Origin of the sequence: Shigella sp. FC1661 (assembly GCF_001712525.1) — a bacterium.
Taxonomy (GTDB): domain Bacteria; phylum Pseudomonadota; class Gammaproteobacteria; order Enterobacterales; family Enterobacteriaceae; genus Escherichia; species Escherichia coli.
Genome location: NZ_MDGW01000571.1, coordinates 1 through 19,703 on the forward strand (window position 1 = coordinate 1; position 19,703 = coordinate 19,703).

Below are 19,703 nucleotides of genomic sequence, written 5' to 3' on the forward strand. Positions count from 1 at the left end.
TTTAAGTGACGTAAAATCGTGTTGAGGCTAACGCCCATAATGCGTGCAGTTGCCCGGCATCCAACGCCATTCATGGCCATATCAATAATTTTCTGGTGCGTACCGGGTTGAGAAGCGGTGTAAGTGAACTGCAGTTGCCATGTTTTACGGCAGTGAGAGCAGAGATAGCGCTGATGTCCGGCAGTGCTTTTGCCGTTACGCACCACCCCGTCAGTAGCTGAACAGGAGGGACAGCTGATAGAAACAGAAGCCACTGGAGCACCTCAAAAACACCATCATACACTAAATCAGTAAGTTGGCAGCATCACCAACCGGACGATGTTTGATATGGCGCACGCCAGGAAACAGCATCGGCGTCAGAAAGTACATCGTCAGCGGCGGCGCTGATTGACGCCCCCGTCAGCAGGCGAATTTGATACGGCTTTTTGGCCTCATGCTGTTCGTTAGCTCTGCGGGCAATCGCGGTGGGTAGGGCTTTCGGCGAACCCGCCGGGGTAAAGCCGCTAAATGCCACCATGTCGTTATGCTGGATAATTTCTGCCGCTTCATCGGCGGTCATCCTTGTCCACTGAGTTTCCATTTTTACTCCTTCGTTCGCAGGGATTAATGACCAACGAAATTAGGTTTACGTTTTTCGAGGAAAGCGTTCATTCCTTCCTGGTAATCTTCGCTGTCATAAACCGCGCGTCGCATCCCCTGAATACGTTCAAATTCATCGGAGTTCATGGTGTGCGCTTCGCCCAGTACACGCAGCTCTTCTTTGATAACAGCAATGGCTAACGGCGCTTTCTCAGAGATGTGGTGCGCCATTTGTAAGGTGAAATCTTCCAGTTCTTCCACTTCCACAACATGGTTGAGGATGCCGACAGCCAGCGCGCGCTGGGCGGTGATTGGCGAAGCGGTAAAAATCAGCTCTTTGACAATGTGGAAGCCCGCGTCGCGGGTCAGGTTGTGAATGCCGACCAGGTTATACGGGACGCCGAGGTTTACAGGCGTCATTGAGAAGGTTGAGGTACTGGCGGCGATGATCAGATCGGAACTCATGATCATTTCAAATGCGCCACCCCAAACACTACCTTCCACCATCGAAATGATCGGTTTCGGGAATTTTTGGATCATGCGGGTGATTTGACGCAATGGATCATCATAGGAGAGCGGATCGCGACCGCCAGACGGCAGTTCGTGAATATCGTGACCTGCGGAGAAGACTTTGGATCCACTCGGCGCGCGCAAAATGATACAGCGAATTTCCGGCCGGTTGAGATCGCTTAACGCCTGCATAAGATCATCAATAAAGACTTTACTTAAGGCATTAAGTTTTCGGCCATAGTTAAACTCAATGACCGCCACTTTGTTGATAGTGGCAACGTTCACATACTGATAAGACATAAAAATTCCTTTAATCAAAATATTGCGTCTGGATAAATTCACTGAGCTGCCGCAGGCCGGTGCGCGGTGAGAGCGTATTGTTTTTGACCGCTAAAAGCGTCTGGCGGTAATAGCGATCGAAATCTTCATTCGCGAACAGGTGATTCAGTACTTCTTCTTCGGTCTGCTTACGCAGCCATTCCACCGATTGTTGTTGCCGCACTTGTTGTAAACGACCACTGGCAGTTAGCGCGGTTTTGAACTCGATGATGGCGTGCCAGATCTCATCGATTCCACGTTTTTCCAGTGCGCTACAAGTCAGAACCCGTGGCTGCCATTCGTCGTATTTACGTCGCAGAATATGCAGGGCACTCTCGTACATATGCCGGGCAATGGCGACATTGGTATGGTTATCGCCATCGTCTTTGTTGATAACGATCAGATCAGCCACTTCCATCAGCCCTTTTTTAATGCCCTGCAGATCATCGCCGCCACCGGCAATTTGCAACGAGATAAAACAGTCCACCATGCGGGCGACTTCTGTTTCCGACTGCGACGCCAACCGTTTCGACAATCACTACGTCATAACCCGCCGCTTCGCATAACAGCATTAATTCCCGCGCTCGCTGACTGGCACCGCCCAGATGACCGGAGGATGGTACCGGGCGAATAAACGCCGCTTCGGCACGCGCCAGGTCATTCATGCGGATTTTATCCCCGAGAATGCTACCGCCAGTGACCGGGCTGCTGGGATCGACCGCAATAACCGCGACCTTTAATCCCTCTCGAATCAACAACATGCCAAAGGCCTCAAGAAAGGTACTTTTCCCCGCGCTGGGGGTGCCGGTAACGCCCAGTCGCAGGGTGTTACCGCAGTACGGCATAATGGCATCAAGCAGCTGCGTACTTAGTGCCTGATGACGCGGGTGACGGCTTTCCACCAGCGTCATGGCCTGGGCGAGTGTGGCACGCTCACCCTGACGTAAGCGGCGAATACTTTCTGCCAGCGTGGCTTCATTAATCATGATGCTGGCTTATCAGATTCAGTACGTCGCGCACACTGTCGAGCATAGGTGTACCTGGACCATAAATCGCGCCACGCCGCGCTCTTGCAGGAAGGCGTAATCCTGCGGTGGAATGACGCCACCGGCGACTACGCAGATATCTTCGCGTCCCCATTTTTTCAGCGCCTCGACCAGTTCCGGGATCAGCGTTTTATGACCGGCAGCCAGTGAGGATGCGCCCACTACGTGAACGTCATTTTCTACTGCCAGGCGGGCGATCTCTTCAGGTGTAGAGAACATCGGGCTTAAATCTACGTCGAAACCGAGATCGGAATAGGCGCTGGCGATCACTTTCGAGCCGCGATCGTGCCCATCCTGGCCCATTTTGGCGATCAGAATGCGCGGGCGACGACCATTGTCGGCAAGGAACTGCTCCGTTTGCGCAACAATGGCATCGAACTCGGAGGCCGATTTCTCAGATTGATGATAGCTTTGCGCAATCACGCCGGTAACACACTGGCTTGGCACCAGATAACGGTCGAAAGCGGCTTCCAGCGCATCGGAAATTTCACCCAGGGTGGCGCGAACGCGAGCGGCATTAACAGCGGCAGCCAGCAGGTTTTCGTTATGCTGTGCGGCGTGAGTCAGGGCGTTCAACGCGGCGGTTACGGCGGCATCATCACGGGTGGCGCGAATGCGTTCCAGCAAAGCAATTTGCTCGTTACGCACCATCACGTTGTCGATCTCAAGTACATCGGTTTCGTCTTCGTGATCCAGTTTGTACTTGTTGACACCAACGATGACACGTTTGCCCTGGTCGATAAGCGACTGTTCGCGCGCTGAGGCCTATTCGATCATTCGTTTTGGCAGACCTGCTTCGATCGCTTTCGCCATACCACCGGCTTCGTCGATCTGTTGGATAATAGCTCTGGCTTGTTTGACGATTTGATCGGTCAGCGACTCAATGTAATAGGATCCGGCCAGAGGATCGACGGTGCGGCAGAGTTCTGATTCTTCCTGGATGATGATCTGGGTGTTGCGGGCAATGCGTGCTGAGAAATCGGTAGGCAAACCAAGCGCTTCGTCAAAGGCGTTGGTATGCAGTGACTGAGTACCGCCCAGCGTCGCAGCCAGTGCTTCAATGGTGGTGCGGATAACGTTGTTATACGGATCCTGTTCAGTCAGGCTCCAGCCTGAGGTCTGGCAGTGGGTACGCAGCGCCAGTGATTTCGGGTCCTGTGCGCCAAATCCACTGACCGCTTCGCTCCATAAATAACGTGCCGCACGCAACATGGCGACGTTCATAAACAGATCCATGCCGATGCCGAAGAAGAACGACAGGCGAGGAGCGAAGTCATCAATTTTCAGTCCGGCAGAGATTGCTGCTTTGATGTACTCAATCCCATCAGCGAGCGTAAATGCTACCTGCTGCACGCAGTTGGCACCCGCTTCACCCATGTGGTAACCGCTGATACTGATGGTATTAAATCGCGGCATGTTGCCGGAACACCAGGCGATGATGTCGGCGATAATGCGCATTGACGGTTTTGGCGGGTAAATATAGGTGTTGCGGCAGAGGTACTCTTTGAGGATATCGTTCTGAATGGTGCCGGTCAGTTTATCAGGTGTAACACCTTGCTCTTCCGCGGCGACGATATAAAACGCCAGTACTGGTAGCACTGCGCCATTCATGGTCATCGAAACCGACATTTTATCCAGCGGGATCTGGTCGAACAGGACTTTCATATCTTCCACGGTGTCGATAGCGACGCCCGCTTTGCCGACGTCGCCCGCCACGCGCGGGTTATCGGAGTCGTAGCCTCGGTGGGTGGCAAGGTCAAACGCAACGGAAAGACCTTTTTACCCGGCGGCCAGGTTACGGCGATAAAAAGCGTTGGACTCTTTTGCTGTTGAAAAACCAGCATACTGACGGATGGTCCACGGTTGGGCGGTATACATAGTGGCACGCGGGCCACGAACGTAGGGCGGCAAACCAGGAAGGGTACCTGTCACCTCCAGATTATCGAGATCGGCTTCGGTATACAGCGGCTTGATGGTGATCCCTTCCGCGGTTTGCTGAACCAGCGAGTCGACAGTTTTCTCCCGACGGCTCAATTCCTTGTTGGCAAGCTGTTGCCACTCCTGCACGTTAGACATTATTTGCTCCGTAAAACGCAATCAAAATGAGGGTATTTGCGCCTACGGTGAGCTTTTTACGTGGGGTTGTCGCCAGCAAAAAAAATGCATTCAGACGTCGTTTTTTGCCGCCTGAGATTTGTCTATTTTGTGATGTGATTCAAGGAATACAAAAAGAAGTGAGGACAACGCCTGATATGTGCTATCAGGCATTATTTGATGGATTAATCCTGACGAAGGACTTTGTGACCATAATCGAGCAACGCATCAGTGACTTTACGCATCATGCGGCTTTCAGGAGCAAAGCGGTGCCAGTAGAGCATCCGGCGTTGAAATAGCCCTGGCGTTAAGTCAATCAGTTCACCGCTGGCTAGTTCTTTCTCGATTTGCAGGTGCGGGATCATACAGCAGGTGGTGCCCTGGCGAGCAAGTTGCACGAACGCTTCTGAAGAATTAACGATATGGCAGGGCACGCTGCCTGGAGGCAGATCGAAGTTTTGCTGCAAAAAGGCCTGGTGCATATCGTCAAGATGGTCAAAGGCGACCACAGGTGCTTTCAATAATGCCGAACGCGTTACGCCGTTAGGGAAATATTTTTCGGCAAACGGTTTTGAGCTGACGAACAGATAGTCAAGCGCACCGAGCTTATCGACAAGGCAACTCGGCAGCGCCTGATGTTGAATACTCACCGCGCCGACCACTTCGCCGCGGCGCAGACGTTCCTGAGTACGGGTTTCATCTTCTACCTGCAAGTTGAGGCGGATAGGCGAATCAGCCAATACAGGAGCCAGTGCCGGAAGCAACCACGTCGCCAGACTGTCGGCGTTGACCGCCAGTGAAAGCAGCAGCGGAGTCGAACCGGTTTGTTCATCGCCCAGCCACTCTTCTTCCAGCAACTCCACCTGGCGCAGCAGTGCCAGCAGTTTTTGCCCTTGTTCCGTCGGGCGCGGCGGTACGGTACGCACCAACAGCGGCTGCCCGAACATATTTTCCAGTTGCTTAATGCGCTGTGAGACGGCTGATTGTGTAATGCACAGCTTTTGTGCCGCGCGCTCAAATCCTCGTTCACGTATCACCGCATCCAGTGCCTGTAATGTTCTGTAGTCCGGGCGTTTCATTGCTGTTGTCTGCTCCTGGTAAATGCTTTTTCCTGCACTATGACACAATTTTGTGTCAGGTTGCATATACCGCAGCCGTCGGCGGGTAACATTTGTATCAATGGTTAAACGCGCAGCTTAAAAGATCAGGGATTTGCGCTATTGCATTTCGCTTAGCGACTTCGCGCCCTGGTTATGTTGAATGGCGTGGCGTTATTGCCTCTGTTTGCACCGTGGAGCGGCATACCCAGACCGTTGTATGCTTTATTTGCGGGGCGAAAGGGGATGCCCGCCATTGCGCGATATTTTATGGATGAGTTAACCACCCGGCTTGCCAACGGGGTCTGAATCGCTTTTTTTGTATATAATGCGTGTGAAATTTCATACCACAGGCGAAACGATCATGACGCAGGATGAATTGAAAAAAGCAGTAGGATGGGCGGCACTTCAGTATGTTCAGCCCGGCACCATTGTTGGTGTAGGTACAGGTTCCACCGCCGCACACTTTATTGACGCGCTCGGCACGATGAAAGGCCAGATTGAAGGGGCCGTTTCCAGTTCAGATGCTTCCACTGAAAAACTGAAAAGCCTCGGCATTCACGTTTTTGATCTCAACGAAGTCGACAGCCTTGGCATCTACGTTGATGGCGCAGATGAAATCAACGGCCACATGCAAATGATCAAAGGCGGCGGCGCGGCGCTGACCCGTGAAAAAATCATTGCTTCGGTTGCGGAAAAATTTATCTGTATTGCCGACGCCTCCAAGCAGGTTGATATTCTGGGTAAATTCCCGCTGCCAGTAGAAGTTATCCCGATGGCACGTAGTGCAGTGGCGCGCCAGCTGGTGAAACTGGGCGGTCGTCCGGAATACCGTCAGGGCGTGGTGACCGATAATGGCAACGTGATCCTCGACGTCCACGGCATGGAAATCCTTGACCCGATAGCGATGGAAAACGCCATAAATGCGATTCCTGGCGTGGTGACTGTTGGCTTGTTTGCTAACCGTGGCGCGGACGTTGCGCTGATTGGCACACCTGACGGTGTCAAAACCATTGTGAAATGATCTGACGGGGGAACCTCCCCCGTTAAAAAAATTCTCTTCATTAAATTTGGTGACATGTGTCACGTTTTTACCTGGCTATTGTCGATTGCTCTAAATAAATCCTCTAAACCAGCATATTCAACCAAGAAATACCTTTGCGTGATATTTCCTCAACATCGCGACGCAAACGTTCATATTGCCGCAATATTATTTTTTGATATGTTGAAAGGCGGATGCAAATCCGCACACAACATTTCAAAGACAGGATTGGGTAAATGGCAAAGGTATCGCTGGAGAAAGACAAGATTAAGTTTCTGCTGGTAGAAGGCGTGCACCAAAAGGCGCTGGAAAGCCTTCGTGCAGCTGGTTACACCAACATCGAATTTCACAAAGGCGCGCTGGATGATGAACAATTAAAAGAATCCATCCGCGATGCCCACTTCATCGGCCTGCGATCCCGTACCCATCTGACTGAAGACGTGATCAACGCCGCAGAAAAGCTGGTCGCTATTGGCTGTTTCTGTATAGGAACAAACCAGGTTGATCTGGATGCGGCGGCAAAGCGCGGGATCCCGGTATTTAACGCACCGTTCTCAAATACGCGCTCTGTTGCGGAGCTGGTGATTGGCGAACTGCTGCTGCTATTGCGCGGCGTGCCGGAAGCCAATGCTAAAGCGCACCGTGGCGTGTGGAACAAACTGGCGGCGGGTTCTTTTGAAGCGCGCGGCAAAAAGCTGGGTATCATCGGCTACGGTCATATTGGTACGCAATTGGGCATTCTGGCTGAATCGCTGGGAATGTATGTTTACTTTTATGATATTGAAAATAAACTGCCGCTGGGCAACGCCACTCAGGTACAGCATCTTTCTGACCTGCTGAATATGAGCGATGTGGTGAGTCTGCATGTACCAGAGAATCCGTCCACCAAAAATATGATGGGCGCGAAAGAAATTTCACTAATGAAGCCCGGCTCGCTGCTGATTAATGCTTCGCGCGGTACTGTGGTGGATATTCCGGCGCTGTGTGATGCGCTGGCGAGCAAACATCTGGCGGGGGCGGCAATCGACGTATTCCCGACGGAACCGGCGACCAATAGCGATCCATTTACCTCTCCACTGTGTGAATTCGACAACGTACTTCTGACGCCACACATTGGCGGTTCGACTCAGGAAGCGCAGGAGAATATCGGCCTGGAAGTTGCGGGTAAATTGATCAAGTATTCTGACAATGGCTCAACGCTCTCTGCGGTGAACTTCCCGGAAGTCTCGCTGCCACTGCATGGTGGTCGTCGTCTGATGCACATCCACGAAAACCGTCCGGGCGTGCTAACTGCGCTGAACAAAATCTTCGCCGAGCAGGGCGTCAACATCGCCGCGCAATATCTACAAACTTCCGCCCAGATGGGTTATGTAGTTATTGATATTGAAGCTGACGAAGACGTTGCCGAAAAAGCGCTGCAGGCAATGAAAGCTATTCCGGGTACCATTCGCGCCCGTCTGCTGTACTAATTCCCCTTCTCTGAAAATTAACGGGCAGGTCACTGACTTGCCCGTTTTTTTATCCCTTCTCCACACCGTTGCCGCGTTGCGCATTCTACTTTGCGAGTCTGCTCCAGAAAATAAATCAAAGTCAGATCAATGCGTTGTGTTTATTTAATGGGGATTTACGATGGCGGGACAGCATGGGGCTGTAACGGTAAAGCCCTCACCGAAGCGAGGGCTTAAAGGAGAAGGGTTATGATGCGACTTGTCATCATACTGATTGTACTGTTACTGATAAGTTTCGGAGCTTATTAACAGTCAGTCTCTGGGGAGGAGTCATCCTCCCTTACCCTTACTCACTAAATTAGGTCAAAGAATCAACGATGTCAATCAGGCGATGCGGGGTGCATCGCCCTGAACCGAACTTTTTGATAGCCACTTCATCGCCCACGTTTACTGCCGTAATAGATCCTTTTTCCCAAAAATTATCTCTGTTTTGCATGGGGTTTTTCGAACACGCTCGAAGAAAAGATTTAAAGGTAGATCAATGCGTTGTGGTTATTTAAAGAGAGCTTACGATAGCTGGGCAGCATGGGGCTGTAACGGTAAAGCCCTCACCGAAGCGAGGGCTTGAAGGAGAAGGGTTATGATGCGACTTGCCATCATACTGATTGTACTGTTACTCATAAGTTTCCCAGCTTATTAACAGTCAGTCACAGGGGAGGAGCAATCCTCCCTTACCCTTACTCACTAAATTAGGTTAAAGAATCAACGATGTCAATCAGGGCGATGCAGGTGTATCGCCCTTACCACTCCCAGACTTTCGACGGTGTAACCACCGCAGGAAGAGGGATATCCCACTCTTCAACGGGGAGTTTTTCCACCAACTGACAATCATGCGCATAACCCACCGGTTGCGTTTTATAGTGCTGCCAGTTTTGTAAGGTCCGATCATAAAAACCACCGCCCATTCCCAGGCGCTGACCGTACTCATCAAAGGCGACCAGCGGTGTGATCAGCACGTCTAATCGGGAAAGGGGTAGCACGTCACGCACATCCAGTTTTGGCTCATGGATTTTCAACCTGTTCATCACCAGTTCGCTTTGCGGATGGTAATTCAGGAACAGCAAATTACCAGCACTAAAGGGATGCAAAACTGGAAGACATACGCGCTTACCGGCGCGCCAGAGTTGTTCTATTAGCGGCTGGGTGTCGAGTTCACCATCAAAAGAGAGGAATACAGCGACCGTATGCGCCATCACCACCGGGGGATAAGTCATCATCCGGGTAGCGGCTTGTTGACCCATTTCCAGCTGTTGTTCCGGCGTTAACGCACGACGACGTTGCCGAATCATTTTGCGGATTTCTTGTCGGGATAATGTCAGTGGGAGTTCTGGTAGTTGCGTCATGGCTGGTGCCAGATAAGAAGGGAATCTCCGAGATGCCGCCGCAGGCTGTAACCCTTGAACCCTTGGTTCAAGGTGAATGTGTCGTCGCAGTTTTAAGGCTTCTCGGACGGACCGAGCATGCTCACCAACCGCGGAGCGCCACATTCTTGTGGTATGAAATATCGGCTCAGGGGACTGGCCCGCTTGCGAACATCTCAGAGAAATTTTGTCTTCACGGTTACTCTACCACAGTAAACCGAAAAGTGTCATTCAAAGTTTTGGTTAGTTTTTTCGGTGATGCGACCTTGTTCAAGTAACGCTTGTTCTATGGTCTGCTGCAGCATCCGAATACGCTGTTCCATACTTGCCGCGTAGTCACGAGTCTTCGCTTTTTCTTGCGCTAACTCATAGCTGATATTCAATGCGGCAATGAAGACCAACTGTTCAGTATTTGTGACTCTAGTGCGTTCTTTCAGATCTTGCAACCGTTGGTTCAGATCGTCCGCTGCCTGATTCAACGCATCCCTTTGGTCAGGCGGGCAGTTCACACGCAGTGAACGGCCAAAAATTTGGATATCGACGGGTTGTGCAGACATGCCACCTTCCTGCTGATTGACTGCGCTGCCTTCGTCTTTAGACCCATGGTCTGCGAAGGGGCGACACTATAGCTACCCTGATGAGAAGAGACAAGCCCTTTTCTGGTCCACCAGGGCCCAAAGTGGTAGCATATCATGAATATTCCTCCCTTTGACGACGAATGCTTATGTCTATACAGAACGAAATGCCTGGTTACAACGAAATGAACCAGTATCTGAACCAACAAGGGACGGGTCTGACCCCTGCCGAGATGCATGGTTTAATCAGTGGGATGATATGTGGCGGTAACGATGACAGCTCATGGCTGCCGCTACTTCACGACCTGACGAACGAAGGCATGGCTTTCGGTCATGAGCTGGCACAGGCACTGCGTAAAATGCACTCTGCCACCAGCGATGCCCTGCAGGATGACGGCTTCCTTTTTCAGCTTTATCTGCCTGATGGCGATGATGTCAGCGTTTTCGATCGGGCTGATGCATTGGCAGGTTGGGTCAATCACTTCCTGCTTGGTCTTGGCGTTACGCAACCGAAGCTGGATAAAGTGACCGGCGAAACCGGTGAAGCTATCGACGATCTGCGTAACATTGCGCAACTGGGTTACGACGAAGACGAAGATCAGGAAGAGCTTGAAATGTCGCTTGAAGAGATCATCGAATACGTTCGTGTTGCCGCGCTGTTATGCCACGACACCTTTACTCATCCGCAACCGACCGCGCCAGAAGTACAAAAACCGACTCTACACTAAAAACAAAAAACGTAAGGAGAGTGTTATGAGTGAGATATCCCGGCAAGAGTTTCAGCGTCGCCGTCAGGCCCTGGTGGAGCAAATGCAACCCGGCAGCGCCGCGCTGATTTTTGCTGCACCAGAAGTAACACGTAGCGCCGACAGCGAATACCCCTATCGTCAGAACAGTGACTTCTGGTACTTCACCGGCTTTAACGAACCGGAAGCGGTGCTGGTGCTGATTAAAAGCGATGACACTCATAACCACAGCGTTCTGTTTAACCGCGTTCGCGACCTGACGGCGGAGATCTGGTTTGGCCGTCGCTTAGGCCAGGATGCCGCGCCAGAGAAACTGGGCGTTGACCGCGCACTGGCATTCAGCGAAATCAATCAGCAACTTTATCAACTACTTAACGGCCTGGATGTGGTTTACCATGCCCAGGGCGAATATGCATATGCTGATGAAATCATGAACAGTGCGCTGGAAAAACTGCGTAAAGGTTCGCGGCAAAATCTCACCGCACCGGCAACGATGATCGACTGGCGTCCTGTTGTTCATGAAATGCGCCTGTTCAAATCGCCAGAAGAGATTGCCGTACTCCGCCGCGCGGGAGAAATCACCGCCATGGCACATACACGGGCGATGGAAAAATGCCGTCCGGGAATGTTCGAGTACCATCTGGAAGGCGAAATTCACCACGAATTTAACCGCCACGGTGCGCGCTATCCGTCCTATAACACCATTGTCGGCAGCGGTGAAAACGGCTGCATTCTGCACTACACCGAAAACGAGAGTGAACTGCGCGACGGTGACCTGGTGTTGATTGACGCGGGTTGTGAATACAAAGGTTACGCGGGCGATATTACCCGCACCTTCCCGGTCAACGGCAAATTCACCCAGGCCCAGCGTGAAATCTACGACATTGTGCTGGAGTCTCTCGAAACCAGCCTGCGCCTGTATCGTCCGGGAACTTCCATTCTGGAAGTCACTGGTGAAGTGGTGCGCATCATGGTTAGCGGCCTGGTAAAACTCGGCATTCTGAAAGGTGATGTTGATGAACTGATCGCTCAGAATGCCCATCGTCCTTTCTTTATGCATGGCCTTAGCCACTGGTTAGGGCTAGATGTCCATGACGTTGGCGTTTATGGTCAGGATCGCTCGCGCATTCTGGAACCGGGCATGGTACTGACCGTAGAGCCAGGGCTGTATATTGCGCCGGATGCAGAAGTGCCAGAACAATATCGCGGTATCGGCATTCGTATTGAAGACGACATTGTGATTACCGAAACCGGTAACGAAAACCTCACCGCCAGCGTGGTGAAAAAGCCGGAAGAAATCGAAGCGTTGATGGCTGCTGCGAGAAAGCAATGAGCGTAATCATCGTCGGTGGCGGCATGGCGGGCGCGACGCTGGCGCTGGCTATTTCCCGGTTAAGTCACGGGGCGCTGCCGGTACATTTGATTGAAGCGACTGCGCCAGAGTCACATGCTCATCCGGGCTTTGATGGACGAGCGATAGCGCTGGCGGCGGGTACCTGTCAGCAACTGGCGCGCATCGGCGTCTGGCAATCTCTGGCGGATTGCGCAACTGCCATCACCACCGTGCATGTCAGCGATCGTGGTCACGCTGGATTTGTCACCCTCGCCGCAGAAGATTACCAACTGGCGGCGCTGGGACAGGTTGTCGAATTGCACAATGTCGGGCAACGGCTGTTTGCATTGCTGCGTAAAGCACCTGGCGTAACGCTGCATTGCCCTGATCGCGTGGCTAACGTTGCCCGTACTCAGAGTCACGTTGAAGTGACGCTGGAGAGTGGCGAGACGCTGACGGGCCGCGTGCTGGTAGCAGCTGATGGCACCCATTCAGCGTTAGCCACCGCGTGCGGCGTTGACTGGCAGCAGGAGCCTTACGAACAACTGGCCGTGATTGCCAACGTTGCGACTTCCGTTGCGCACGAAGGCCGCGCTTTTGAACGCTTCACGCAACATGGCCCGCTGGCGATGTTGCCGATGTCTGACGGACGCTGTTCGCTGGTCTGGTGTCATCCACTGGAACGGCGCGAAGAGGTGCTGTCGTGGAGCGACGAGAAGTTTTGCCGTGAACTCCAGTCGGCCTTTGGCTGGCGACTTGGAAAAATTACCCACGCCGGTAAACGCAGTGCTTATCCGCTGGCGTTAACCCGCGCCGCCAGAGCTATTACCCATCGTACCGTGCTGGTGGGCAATGCGGCGCAAACTCTGCACCCGATTGCCGGGCAAGGGTTTAACCTCGGTATGCGAGATGTCATGAGCCTTGCGGAAACCCTGACTCAGGCGCATGAGCGCGGAGAAGACATCGGTGATTACGGCATATTGTGCCGCTATCAGCAGCGTCGACAGAGCGATCGCGAAGCAACCATCGGCGTCACGGACAGCCTGGTACATCTTTTTGCCAACCGTTGGGCACCGCTGGTTGTCGGGCGCAACATCGGACTGATGACGATGGAATTATTCACCCCGGCACGCGATGTGCTGGCGCAGCGCACCCTCGGTTGGGTGGCGCGTTGAAGGCGGTTTTAAGGAATAAACAATGCAAAGTGTTGATGTAGCCATTGTTGGTGGCGGCATGGTGGGGCTGGCGGTTGCCTGCGGCTTACAGGGGAGCGGCTTACGCGTTGCCGTACTGGAGCAGCGCGTACCGGAACCTCTGGCGGCGGATGCACCACCACAACTGCGCGTTTCGGCTATCAATGCCGCCAGCGAAAAATTACTCACCCGTCTTGGCGTCTGGCAGGACATTCTCTCTCGTAGGGCCAGTTGTTATCACGGTATGGAAGTGTGGGACAAAGACAGTTTTGGTCACATTTCGTTTGACGATCAAAGCATGGGCTATAGCCATCTTGGGCATATCGTTGAAAACTCAGTGATTCACTACGCGCTGTGGAACAAAGCGCAGCAGTCGTCAGATATCACTCTGTTGGCCCCCGCAGAATTACAGCAGGTCGCCTGGGGAGAAAATGAAACTTTCCTGACGCTGAAAGATGGCAGCATGTTAACGGCGCGTCTGGTGATTGGCGCGGACGGTGCTAATTCCTGGTTGCGCAACAAAGCAGATATTTCGCTGACTTTCTGGGATTATCAACATCACGCGCTGGTAGCGACCATTCGCACGGAAGAACCGCATGATGCGGTGGCGCGGCAGGTTTTCCATGGCGAAGGCATTCTGGCCTTTTTACCGCTTAGCGATCCGCATCTTTGCTCAATTGTCTGGTCACTGTCGCCAGAGGAAGCGCAGCGGATGCAGCAGGCAAGTGAAGATGAATTTAATCGCGCGTTAAATATCGCTTTTGATAATCGCCTGGGCTTATGCAAGGTTGAGAGCGCGCGTCAGGTGTTCCCACTGACGGGGCGTTATGCGCGCCAGTTTGCCGCGCACCGTCTGGTGCTAGTGGGCGACGCCGCGCATACCATTCACCCGCTGGCGGGGCAGGGAGTAAATCTCGGCTTTATGGATGCTGCAGAGCTGATTGCTGAACTGAAACGGTTGCATCGTCAGGGGAAAGACATCGGGCAGTACATTTACCTGCGCCGGTATGAGCGTAGCCGCAAGCACAGTGCGGCGCTGATGCTGGCTGGTATGCAGGGATTCCGCGATCTGTTTTCCGGTACCAATCCGGCGAAAAAACTGCTGCGTGATATTGGTTTGAAACTGGCCGACACGCTTCCTGGCGTTAAACCACAACTTATCCGCCAGGCAATGGGATTAAACGATTTGCCTGAATGGCTGCGTTAAAAATTTCTCTTCTGCTGTTTATTTGATACCCATCACACTTTCATCTCCCGGTTTTTTCGCCGGGAGATTTTCCTCATTTGAAATAAACTAATTTCACCTCCGTTTTCGCATTATATTTTCTAATGTCATTATTTTTTGATTTAGTGTTTTTTGACATTTTTTTAGCTCTTAATATTGCCTTATTCAAATTAGCTTTCTAATGGCATCATCTTTATATAGAAACTGGTGTGTTTTTTGGTTTTTTATTCTGTCGCGATTTTGGCGTTTTTTAACCATAAGCTAATGTGATGATCAATTTTACCTTATGGTTAACAGTCTGTTTCGGTGGTAAGTTCAGGCAAAAGAGAACGATTGCGTTGGGGACCGGGAGTGGCTCCGATGCTGGGTTTCGTGGTGATAATTTCACCATGAAAAGTTGTCAGCCCCGCTTATTCAATGAGGACAAGATGGCACAACAGACTCCTTTGTACGAACAACACACGCTTTGCGGCGCTCGCATGGTGGATTTCCACGGCTGGATGATGCCGCTGCATTACGGTTCGCAAATCGACGAACATCATGCGGTACGTACCGATGCCGGAATGTTTGATGTGTCACATATGACCATCGTCGATCTCCGCGGCAGCCGCACCCGGGAGTTTCTGCGTTATCTGCTGGCGAACGATGTGGCGAAGCTCACCAAAAGCGGCAAAGCCCTTTACTCGGGGATGTTGAATGCCTCTGGCGGTGTGATAGATGACCTCATCGTCTACTACTTTACTGAAGATTTATTCCGCCTCGTTGTTAACTCCGCCACCCGCGAAAAAGACCTCTCCTGGATTACCCAACACGCTGAACCTTTCGGCATCGAAATTACCGTTCGTGATGACCTTTCCATGATTGCCGTGCAAGGGCCGAATGCGCAGGCAAAAGCTGCCACACTGTTTAATGACGCCCAGCGTCAGGCGGTGGAAGGGATGAAACCGTTCTTTGGCGTGCAGGCGGGCGATCTGTTTATTGCCACCACTGGTTATACCGGTGAAGCGGGCTATGAAATTGCGCTGCCCAATGAAAAAGCGGCCGATTTCTGGCGTGCGCTGGTGGAAGCGGGTGTTAAGCCATGTGGCTTGGGCGCGCGTGACACGCTGCGTCTGGAAGCGGGCATGAATCTTTATGGTCAGGAGATGGACGAAACTATTTCTCCTTTAGCCGCCAACATGGGCTGGACTATCGCCTGGGAACCGGCAGATCGTGACTTTATCGGTCGTGAAGCCCTGGAAGTGCAGCGTGAGCATGGTACAGAAAAACTGGTTGGTCTGGTGATGACCGAAAAAGGCGTGCTGCGTAATGAACTGCCGGTACGCTTTACCGATGCGCAGGGCAACCAGCATGAAGGCATTATCACCAGCGGTACTTTCTCCCCGACGCTGGGTTACAGCATTGCGCTGGCGCGCGTGCCGGAAGGTATTGGCGAAACGGCGATTGTGCAAATTCGCAACCGTGAAATGCCGGTTAAAGTGACAAAACCTGTTTTTGTGCGTAACGGCAAAGCCGTCGCGTGATTTACTTTTTTGGAGATTGATTGATGAGCAACGTACCAGCAGAACTGAAATACAGCAAAGAACACGAATGGCTGCGTAAAGAAGCCGACGGCACTTACACCGTTGGTATTACCGAACATGCTCAGGAGCTGTTAGGCGATATGGTGTTTGTTGACCTGCCGGAAGTGGGCGCAACGGTTAGCGCGGGCGATGACTGCGCGGTTGCCGAATCAGTAAAAGCGGCGTCAGACATTTATGCGCCAGTAAGCGGTGAAATCGTGGCGGTAAACGACGCACTGAGCGATTCCCCGGAACTGGTGAACAGCGAACCGTATGCAGGTGGCTGGATCTTTAAAATCAAAGCCAGCGATGAAAGCGAACTGGAATCACTGCTGGATGCGACCGCATACGAAGCATTGTTAGAAGACGAGTAACGGCTTTATTCCTCTTCTGCGGGAGAGGATCAGGGTGAGGAAAATTTATGCCTCACCCTCACTCTCTTCGTAAGGAGAGAGGTTCACAATTCACTGCACGTTTCAGGAACCATCGCTCATGACACAGACGTTAAGCCAGCTTGAAAACAGCGGCGCTTTTATTGAACGCCATATCGGACCGGACGCCGCGCAACAGCAAGAAATGCTGAATGCCGTTGGCGCACAATCGTTAAACGCGCTGACCGGCCAGATTGTACCGAAAGATATTCAGCTTGCGACCCCGCCGCAGGTTGGCGCACCGGCGACCGAATACGCCGCACTGGCAGAACTCAAGGCTATTGCCAGTCGCAATAAACGCTTCACGTCTTACATCGGCATGGGTTACACCGCCGTGCAGCTACCGCCGGTTATCCTGCGTAACATGCTGGAAAATCCGGGCTGGTATACCGCGTACACTCCGTATCAACCTGAAGTCTCCCAGGGCCGCCTTGAAGCACTGCTCAACTTCCAGCAGGTAACGCTGGATTTGACTGGACTGGATATGGCCTCTGCTTCTCTTCTGGACGAGGCCACCGCTGCCGCCGAAGCAATGGCGATGGCGAAACGCGTCAGCAAACTGAAAAATTCCAACCGCTTCTTCGTGGCTTCCGATGTGCATCCGCAAACGCTGGATGTGGTCCGTACTCGTGCCGAAACCTTTGGTTTTGAAGTGATTGTCGATGACGCGCAAAAAGTGCTCGACCATCAGGACGTCTTCGGCGTGCTGTTACAGCAGGTAGGCACTACCGGTGAAATTCACGACTACACTGCGCTTATTAGCGAACTGAAATCACGCAAAATTGTGGTCAGCGTTGCCGCCGATATTATGGCGCTGGTGCTGTTAACTGCGCCGGGTAAACAGGGCGCGGATATTGTTTTTGGTTCGGCGCAACGCTTCGGCGTGCCGATGGGCTACGGTGGCCCACACGCGGCATTCTTTGCGGCGAAAGATGAATACAAACGCTCAATGCCGGGCCGTATTATCGGTGTATCGAAAGATGCAGCTGGCAATACCGCGCTGCGCATGGCGATGCAGACTCGCGAGCAACATATCCGCCGTGAGAAAGCGAACTCCAACATTTGTACTTCCCAGGTACTGCTGGCAAACATCGCCAGCCTGTATGCCGTTTATCACGGCCCGGTTGGCCTGAAACGTATCGCTAACCGCATTCACCGTTTGACCGATATCCTGGCGGCAGGCCTGCAACAAAAAGGTCTGAAGCTGCGCCATGCGCACTATTTCGACACTCTGTGTGTGGAAGTGGCCGACAAGGCGGGCGTACTGGCGCGTGCCGAAGCGGCTGAAATCAACCTGCGTAGCGATATCCTGAACGCGGTTGGGATCACCCTTGATGAAACCACCACGCGTGAAAACGTAATGCAGCTTTTCAGCGTGCTGCTGGGCGATAACCACGGGCTGGAGATCGACACGCTGGACAAAGACGTGGCTCACGACAGCCGCTCTATTCAGCCTGCGATGCTGCGCGACGACGAAATCCTCACTCATCCGGTGTTTAATCGCTACCACAGCGAAACCGAAATGATGCGCTATATGCACTCGCTGGAGCGTAAAGATCTGGCGCTGAATCAGGCGATGATCCCGCTGGGTTCCTGCACCATGAAACTGAACTCCGCCGCCGAGATGATCCCAATCACCTGGCCGGAATTTGCCGAACTGCACCCGTTTTGCCCGCCGGAACAGGCTGAAGGTTATCAGCAGATGATTGCGCAGCTGGCTGACTGGCTGGTGAAACTGACCGGTTACGACGCCGTTTGTATGCAGCCGAACTCCGGCGCACAGGGCGAATACGCGGGCCTGCTGGCGATTCGTCATTATCATGAAAGCCGCAACGAAGGGCATCGCGATATCTGCCTGATCCCGGCTTCTGCGCACGGAACTAACCCCGCTTCTGCACATATGGCAGGAATGCAGGTGGTGGTTGTGGCGTGTGATAAAAACGGCAACATCGATCTGACTGATCTGCGCGCGAAAGCGGAACAGGCGGGCGATAACCTCTCCTGTATCATGGTGACTTATCCCTCTACCCACGGCGTGTATGAAGAAACGATCCGTGAAGTGTGTGAAGTCGTGCATCAGTTCGGCGGTCAGGTTTACCTTGATGGCGCGAACATGAACGCCCAGGTTGGCATCACCTCGCCGGGCTTTATTGGCGCGGACGTTTCGCACCTCAACCTGCATAAAACTTTCTGCATTCCGCACGGCGGTGGTGGTCCGGGTATGGGACCGATCGGTGTGAAAGCGCATCTGGCACCGTTTGTACCGGGTCATAGCGTGGTGCAAATCGAAGGCATGTTAACCCGTCAGGGCGCAGTTTCTGCGGCACCGTTCGGTAGCGCCTCTATCCTGCCAATCAGCTGGATGTACATCCGCATGATGGGCGCAGAAGGGCTGAAAAAAGCAAGCCAGGTGGCAATCCTCAACGCCAACTATATTGCCAGCCGCCTGCAGGATGCCTTCCCGGTGCTGTATACCGGTCGCGACGGTCGCGTGGCGCACGAATGTATTCTCGATATTCGCCCGCTGAAAGAAGAAACCAGCATCAGCGAGCTGGATATTGCCAAGCGCCTGATCGACTACGGTTTCCACGCGCCGACGATGTCGTTCCCGGTGGCGGGTACGCTGATGGTTGAACCGACTGAATCTGAAAGCAAAGTGGAACTGGATCGCTTTATCGACGCGATGCTGGCTATCCGCGCAGAAATTGACCAGGTGAAAGCCGGTGTCTGGCCGCTGGAAGATAACCCGCTGGTGAACGCGCCGCACATTCAGAGCGAACTGGTCGCCGAGTGGGCGCATCCGTACAGCCGTGAAGTTGCGGTATTCCCGGCAGGCGTGGCAGACAAATACTGGCCGACGGTGAAACGTCTGGATGATGTTTACGGCGACCGTAACCTGTTCTGCTCCTGCGTACCGATTAGCGAATACCAGTAATTCACTGATTCGACTATTTTCTAAAGGAGCTTCGGCGCCTTTTTAGTCAGATGACAAAGTACAAAAGTGCTCAGACAGTCCCCTCGCCCCTTTGGGGAGAGGTTAGGGTGAGGGGAACAGGCCGGCACTGGCGCGAATATTTACTCAC

The 19,703-nt window shown here is 52.8% G+C and carries 17 protein-coding genes, 1 other RNA gene and 3 pseudogenes; 11 read left to right on the plus strand and 10 right to left on the minus strand.

Features of this window, described 5'->3' with window-relative positions; all coding sequences use genetic code 11:
- The 6 genes and pseudogenes from BFF42_RS22675 to argP all read right to left on the minus strand — a co-directional run.
- A partial coding sequence (locus BFF42_RS22675; RefSeq protein ID WP_146753269.1) for an IS1 family transposase occupies positions 1-254 on the minus strand: 254 nt, incomplete at its 3' end.
- Positions 255-310: 56 nt separating this feature from the next.
- Positions 311-580 (minus strand): annotated as a pseudogene (locus BFF42_RS22680) (sugar phosphate isomerase family); the annotation flags it as partial.
- 23 nt (positions 581-603) lie between these two features.
- On the minus strand, positions 604-1,389 hold the full coding sequence (scpB, locus tag BFF42_RS22685) for a methylmalonyl-CoA decarboxylase (RefSeq protein WP_000122063.1): 786 nt from the start codon (positions 1,387-1,389) through the stop codon (positions 604-606).
- Between the two features lie 10 nt (positions 1,390-1,399).
- A pseudogene (meaB, locus tag BFF42_RS22690) lies at positions 1,400-2,393 on the minus strand (methylmalonyl Co-A mutase-associated GTPase MeaB).
- Positions 2,386-4,529, minus strand: a pseudogene (gene scpA, locus BFF42_RS22695) (methylmalonyl-CoA mutase). The pseudogenes meaB and scpA overlap by 8 nt, the downstream one beginning before the upstream one ends.
- Positions 4,530-4,732: 203 nt before the next feature.
- Entirely contained in the window at positions 4,733-5,626 is an 894-nt protein-coding gene (gene argP, locus BFF42_RS22700) for a DNA-binding transcriptional regulator ArgP (protein ID WP_000828351.1), read from the minus strand.
- A 382-nt stretch (positions 5,627-6,008) separates the two neighbouring features.
- On the opposite strand from argP, the gene rpiA reads away from it, so the two are divergent.
- The 4 genes from rpiA (at position 6,009) to BFF42_RS22720 (ending at position 8,834) form a co-directional block, all read left to right on the plus strand.
- The gene (gene rpiA, locus BFF42_RS22705; RefSeq protein ID WP_000189743.1) at positions 6,009-6,668 is read left to right on the plus strand and encodes a ribose-5-phosphate isomerase RpiA; all 660 of its coding nucleotides are present in this window, start codon (positions 6,009-6,011) and stop codon (positions 6,666-6,668) included.
- 254 nt (positions 6,669-6,922) lie between these two features.
- Positions 6,923-8,155 (plus strand): phosphoglycerate dehydrogenase, encoded by a 1,233-nt coding sequence (gene serA / locus BFF42_RS22710; protein ID WP_001151604.1) that lies wholly within the window; start codon positions 6,923-6,925, stop codon positions 8,153-8,155.
- Between the two features lie 228 nt (positions 8,156-8,383).
- Positions 8,384-8,443, plus strand: coding sequence for a type I toxin-antitoxin system toxin IbsC (gene ibsC, locus BFF42_RS22715; protein WP_071524576.1), 60 nt, complete (start codon positions 8,384-8,386; stop codon positions 8,441-8,443).
- Between the two features lie 331 nt (positions 8,444-8,774).
- Positions 8,775-8,834 carry a type I toxin-antitoxin system Ibs family toxin gene (locus BFF42_RS22720; RefSeq protein WP_001387035.1) on the plus strand — a complete coding sequence of 20 codons (60 nt, stop codon included), beginning with the start codon at positions 8,775-8,777 and terminating at the stop codon, positions 8,832-8,834.
- 100 nt (positions 8,835-8,934) lie between these two features.
- On the opposite strand, the gene BFF42_RS22725 is transcribed toward BFF42_RS22720, so the two are convergent.
- The 3 genes from BFF42_RS22725 to zapA all read right to left on the minus strand — a co-directional run bounded on the left by BFF42_RS22725 (position 8,935) and on the right by zapA (position 10,112).
- Positions 8,935-9,537, minus strand: coding sequence for a 5-formyltetrahydrofolate cyclo-ligase (locus BFF42_RS22725; protein WP_000192744.1), 603 nt, complete (start codon positions 9,535-9,537; stop codon positions 8,935-8,937).
- 20 nt (positions 9,538-9,557) lie between these two features.
- A non-coding RNA gene (ssrS, locus tag BFF42_RS22730) (6S RNA) lies at positions 9,558-9,741 on the minus strand.
- A gap of 41 nt (positions 9,742-9,782) precedes the next feature.
- The gene (gene zapA / locus BFF42_RS22735; RefSeq protein WP_001276008.1) at positions 9,783-10,112 is read right to left on the minus strand and encodes a cell division protein ZapA; all 330 of its coding nucleotides are present in this window, start codon (positions 10,110-10,112) and stop codon (positions 9,783-9,785) included.
- Between the two features lie 167 nt (positions 10,113-10,279).
- On the opposite strand from zapA, the gene ygfB reads away from it, so the two are divergent.
- From ygfB to ubiI, 4 genes are read left to right on the plus strand one after another with little or no spacing between them, the layout of a single operon-like run.
- On the plus strand, positions 10,280-10,858 hold the full coding sequence (ygfB, locus tag BFF42_RS22740) for a UPF0149 family protein YgfB (RefSeq protein ID WP_001295378.1): 579 nt from the start codon (positions 10,280-10,282) through the stop codon (positions 10,856-10,858).
- A gap of 25 nt (positions 10,859-10,883) precedes the next feature.
- Positions 10,884-12,209: a Xaa-Pro aminopeptidase gene (pepP, locus tag BFF42_RS22745; RefSeq protein ID WP_001290099.1), complete on the plus strand. Its 1,326-nt coding sequence runs from the start codon at positions 10,884-10,886 to the stop codon at positions 12,207-12,209.
- Positions 12,206-13,384, plus strand: a complete 1,179-nt coding sequence (gene ubiH / locus BFF42_RS22750; protein ID WP_000111198.1) for a 2-octaprenyl-6-methoxyphenyl hydroxylase — start codon at positions 12,206-12,208, stop codon at positions 13,382-13,384. Before pepP ends, ubiH begins: the two co-directional genes overlap by 4 nt.
- A 22-nt stretch (positions 13,385-13,406) precedes the next feature.
- Positions 13,407-14,609 (plus strand): FAD-dependent 2-octaprenylphenol hydroxylase, encoded by a 1,203-nt coding sequence (gene ubiI, locus BFF42_RS22755; RefSeq protein WP_001192194.1) that lies wholly within the window; start codon positions 13,407-13,409, stop codon positions 14,607-14,609.
- A gap of 73 nt (positions 14,610-14,682) precedes the next feature.
- On the opposite strand, the gene BFF42_RS22760 is transcribed toward ubiI, so the two are convergent.
- Positions 14,683-14,766, minus strand: coding sequence for a hypothetical protein (locus tag BFF42_RS22760; RefSeq protein WP_122056850.1), 84 nt, complete (start codon positions 14,764-14,766; stop codon positions 14,683-14,685).
- A gap of 289 nt (positions 14,767-15,055) precedes the next feature.
- Here BFF42_RS22760 and gcvT point away from each other — a divergent pair, with 289 nt between their 5' ends.
- From gcvT to gcvP, 3 genes are all read left to right on the plus strand, one after another.
- The gene (gene gcvT / locus BFF42_RS22765) at positions 15,056-16,150 is read left to right on the plus strand and encodes a glycine cleavage system aminomethyltransferase GcvT (RefSeq protein ID WP_012421406.1); all 1,095 of its coding nucleotides are present in this window, start codon (positions 15,056-15,058) and stop codon (positions 16,148-16,150) included.
- 23 nt (positions 16,151-16,173) lie between these two features.
- Positions 16,174-16,563: a glycine cleavage system protein GcvH gene (gene gcvH / locus BFF42_RS22770; protein WP_001295377.1), complete on the plus strand. Its 390-nt coding sequence runs from the start codon at positions 16,174-16,176 to the stop codon at positions 16,561-16,563.
- Positions 16,564-16,681: 118 nt separating this feature from the next.
- On the plus strand, positions 16,682-19,555 hold the full coding sequence (gcvP, locus tag BFF42_RS22775) for an aminomethyl-transferring glycine dehydrogenase (RefSeq protein WP_000195083.1): 2,874 nt from the start codon (positions 16,682-16,684) through the stop codon (positions 19,553-19,555).
- The last annotated feature ends 148 nt before the right edge of the window (positions 19,556-19,703 follow it).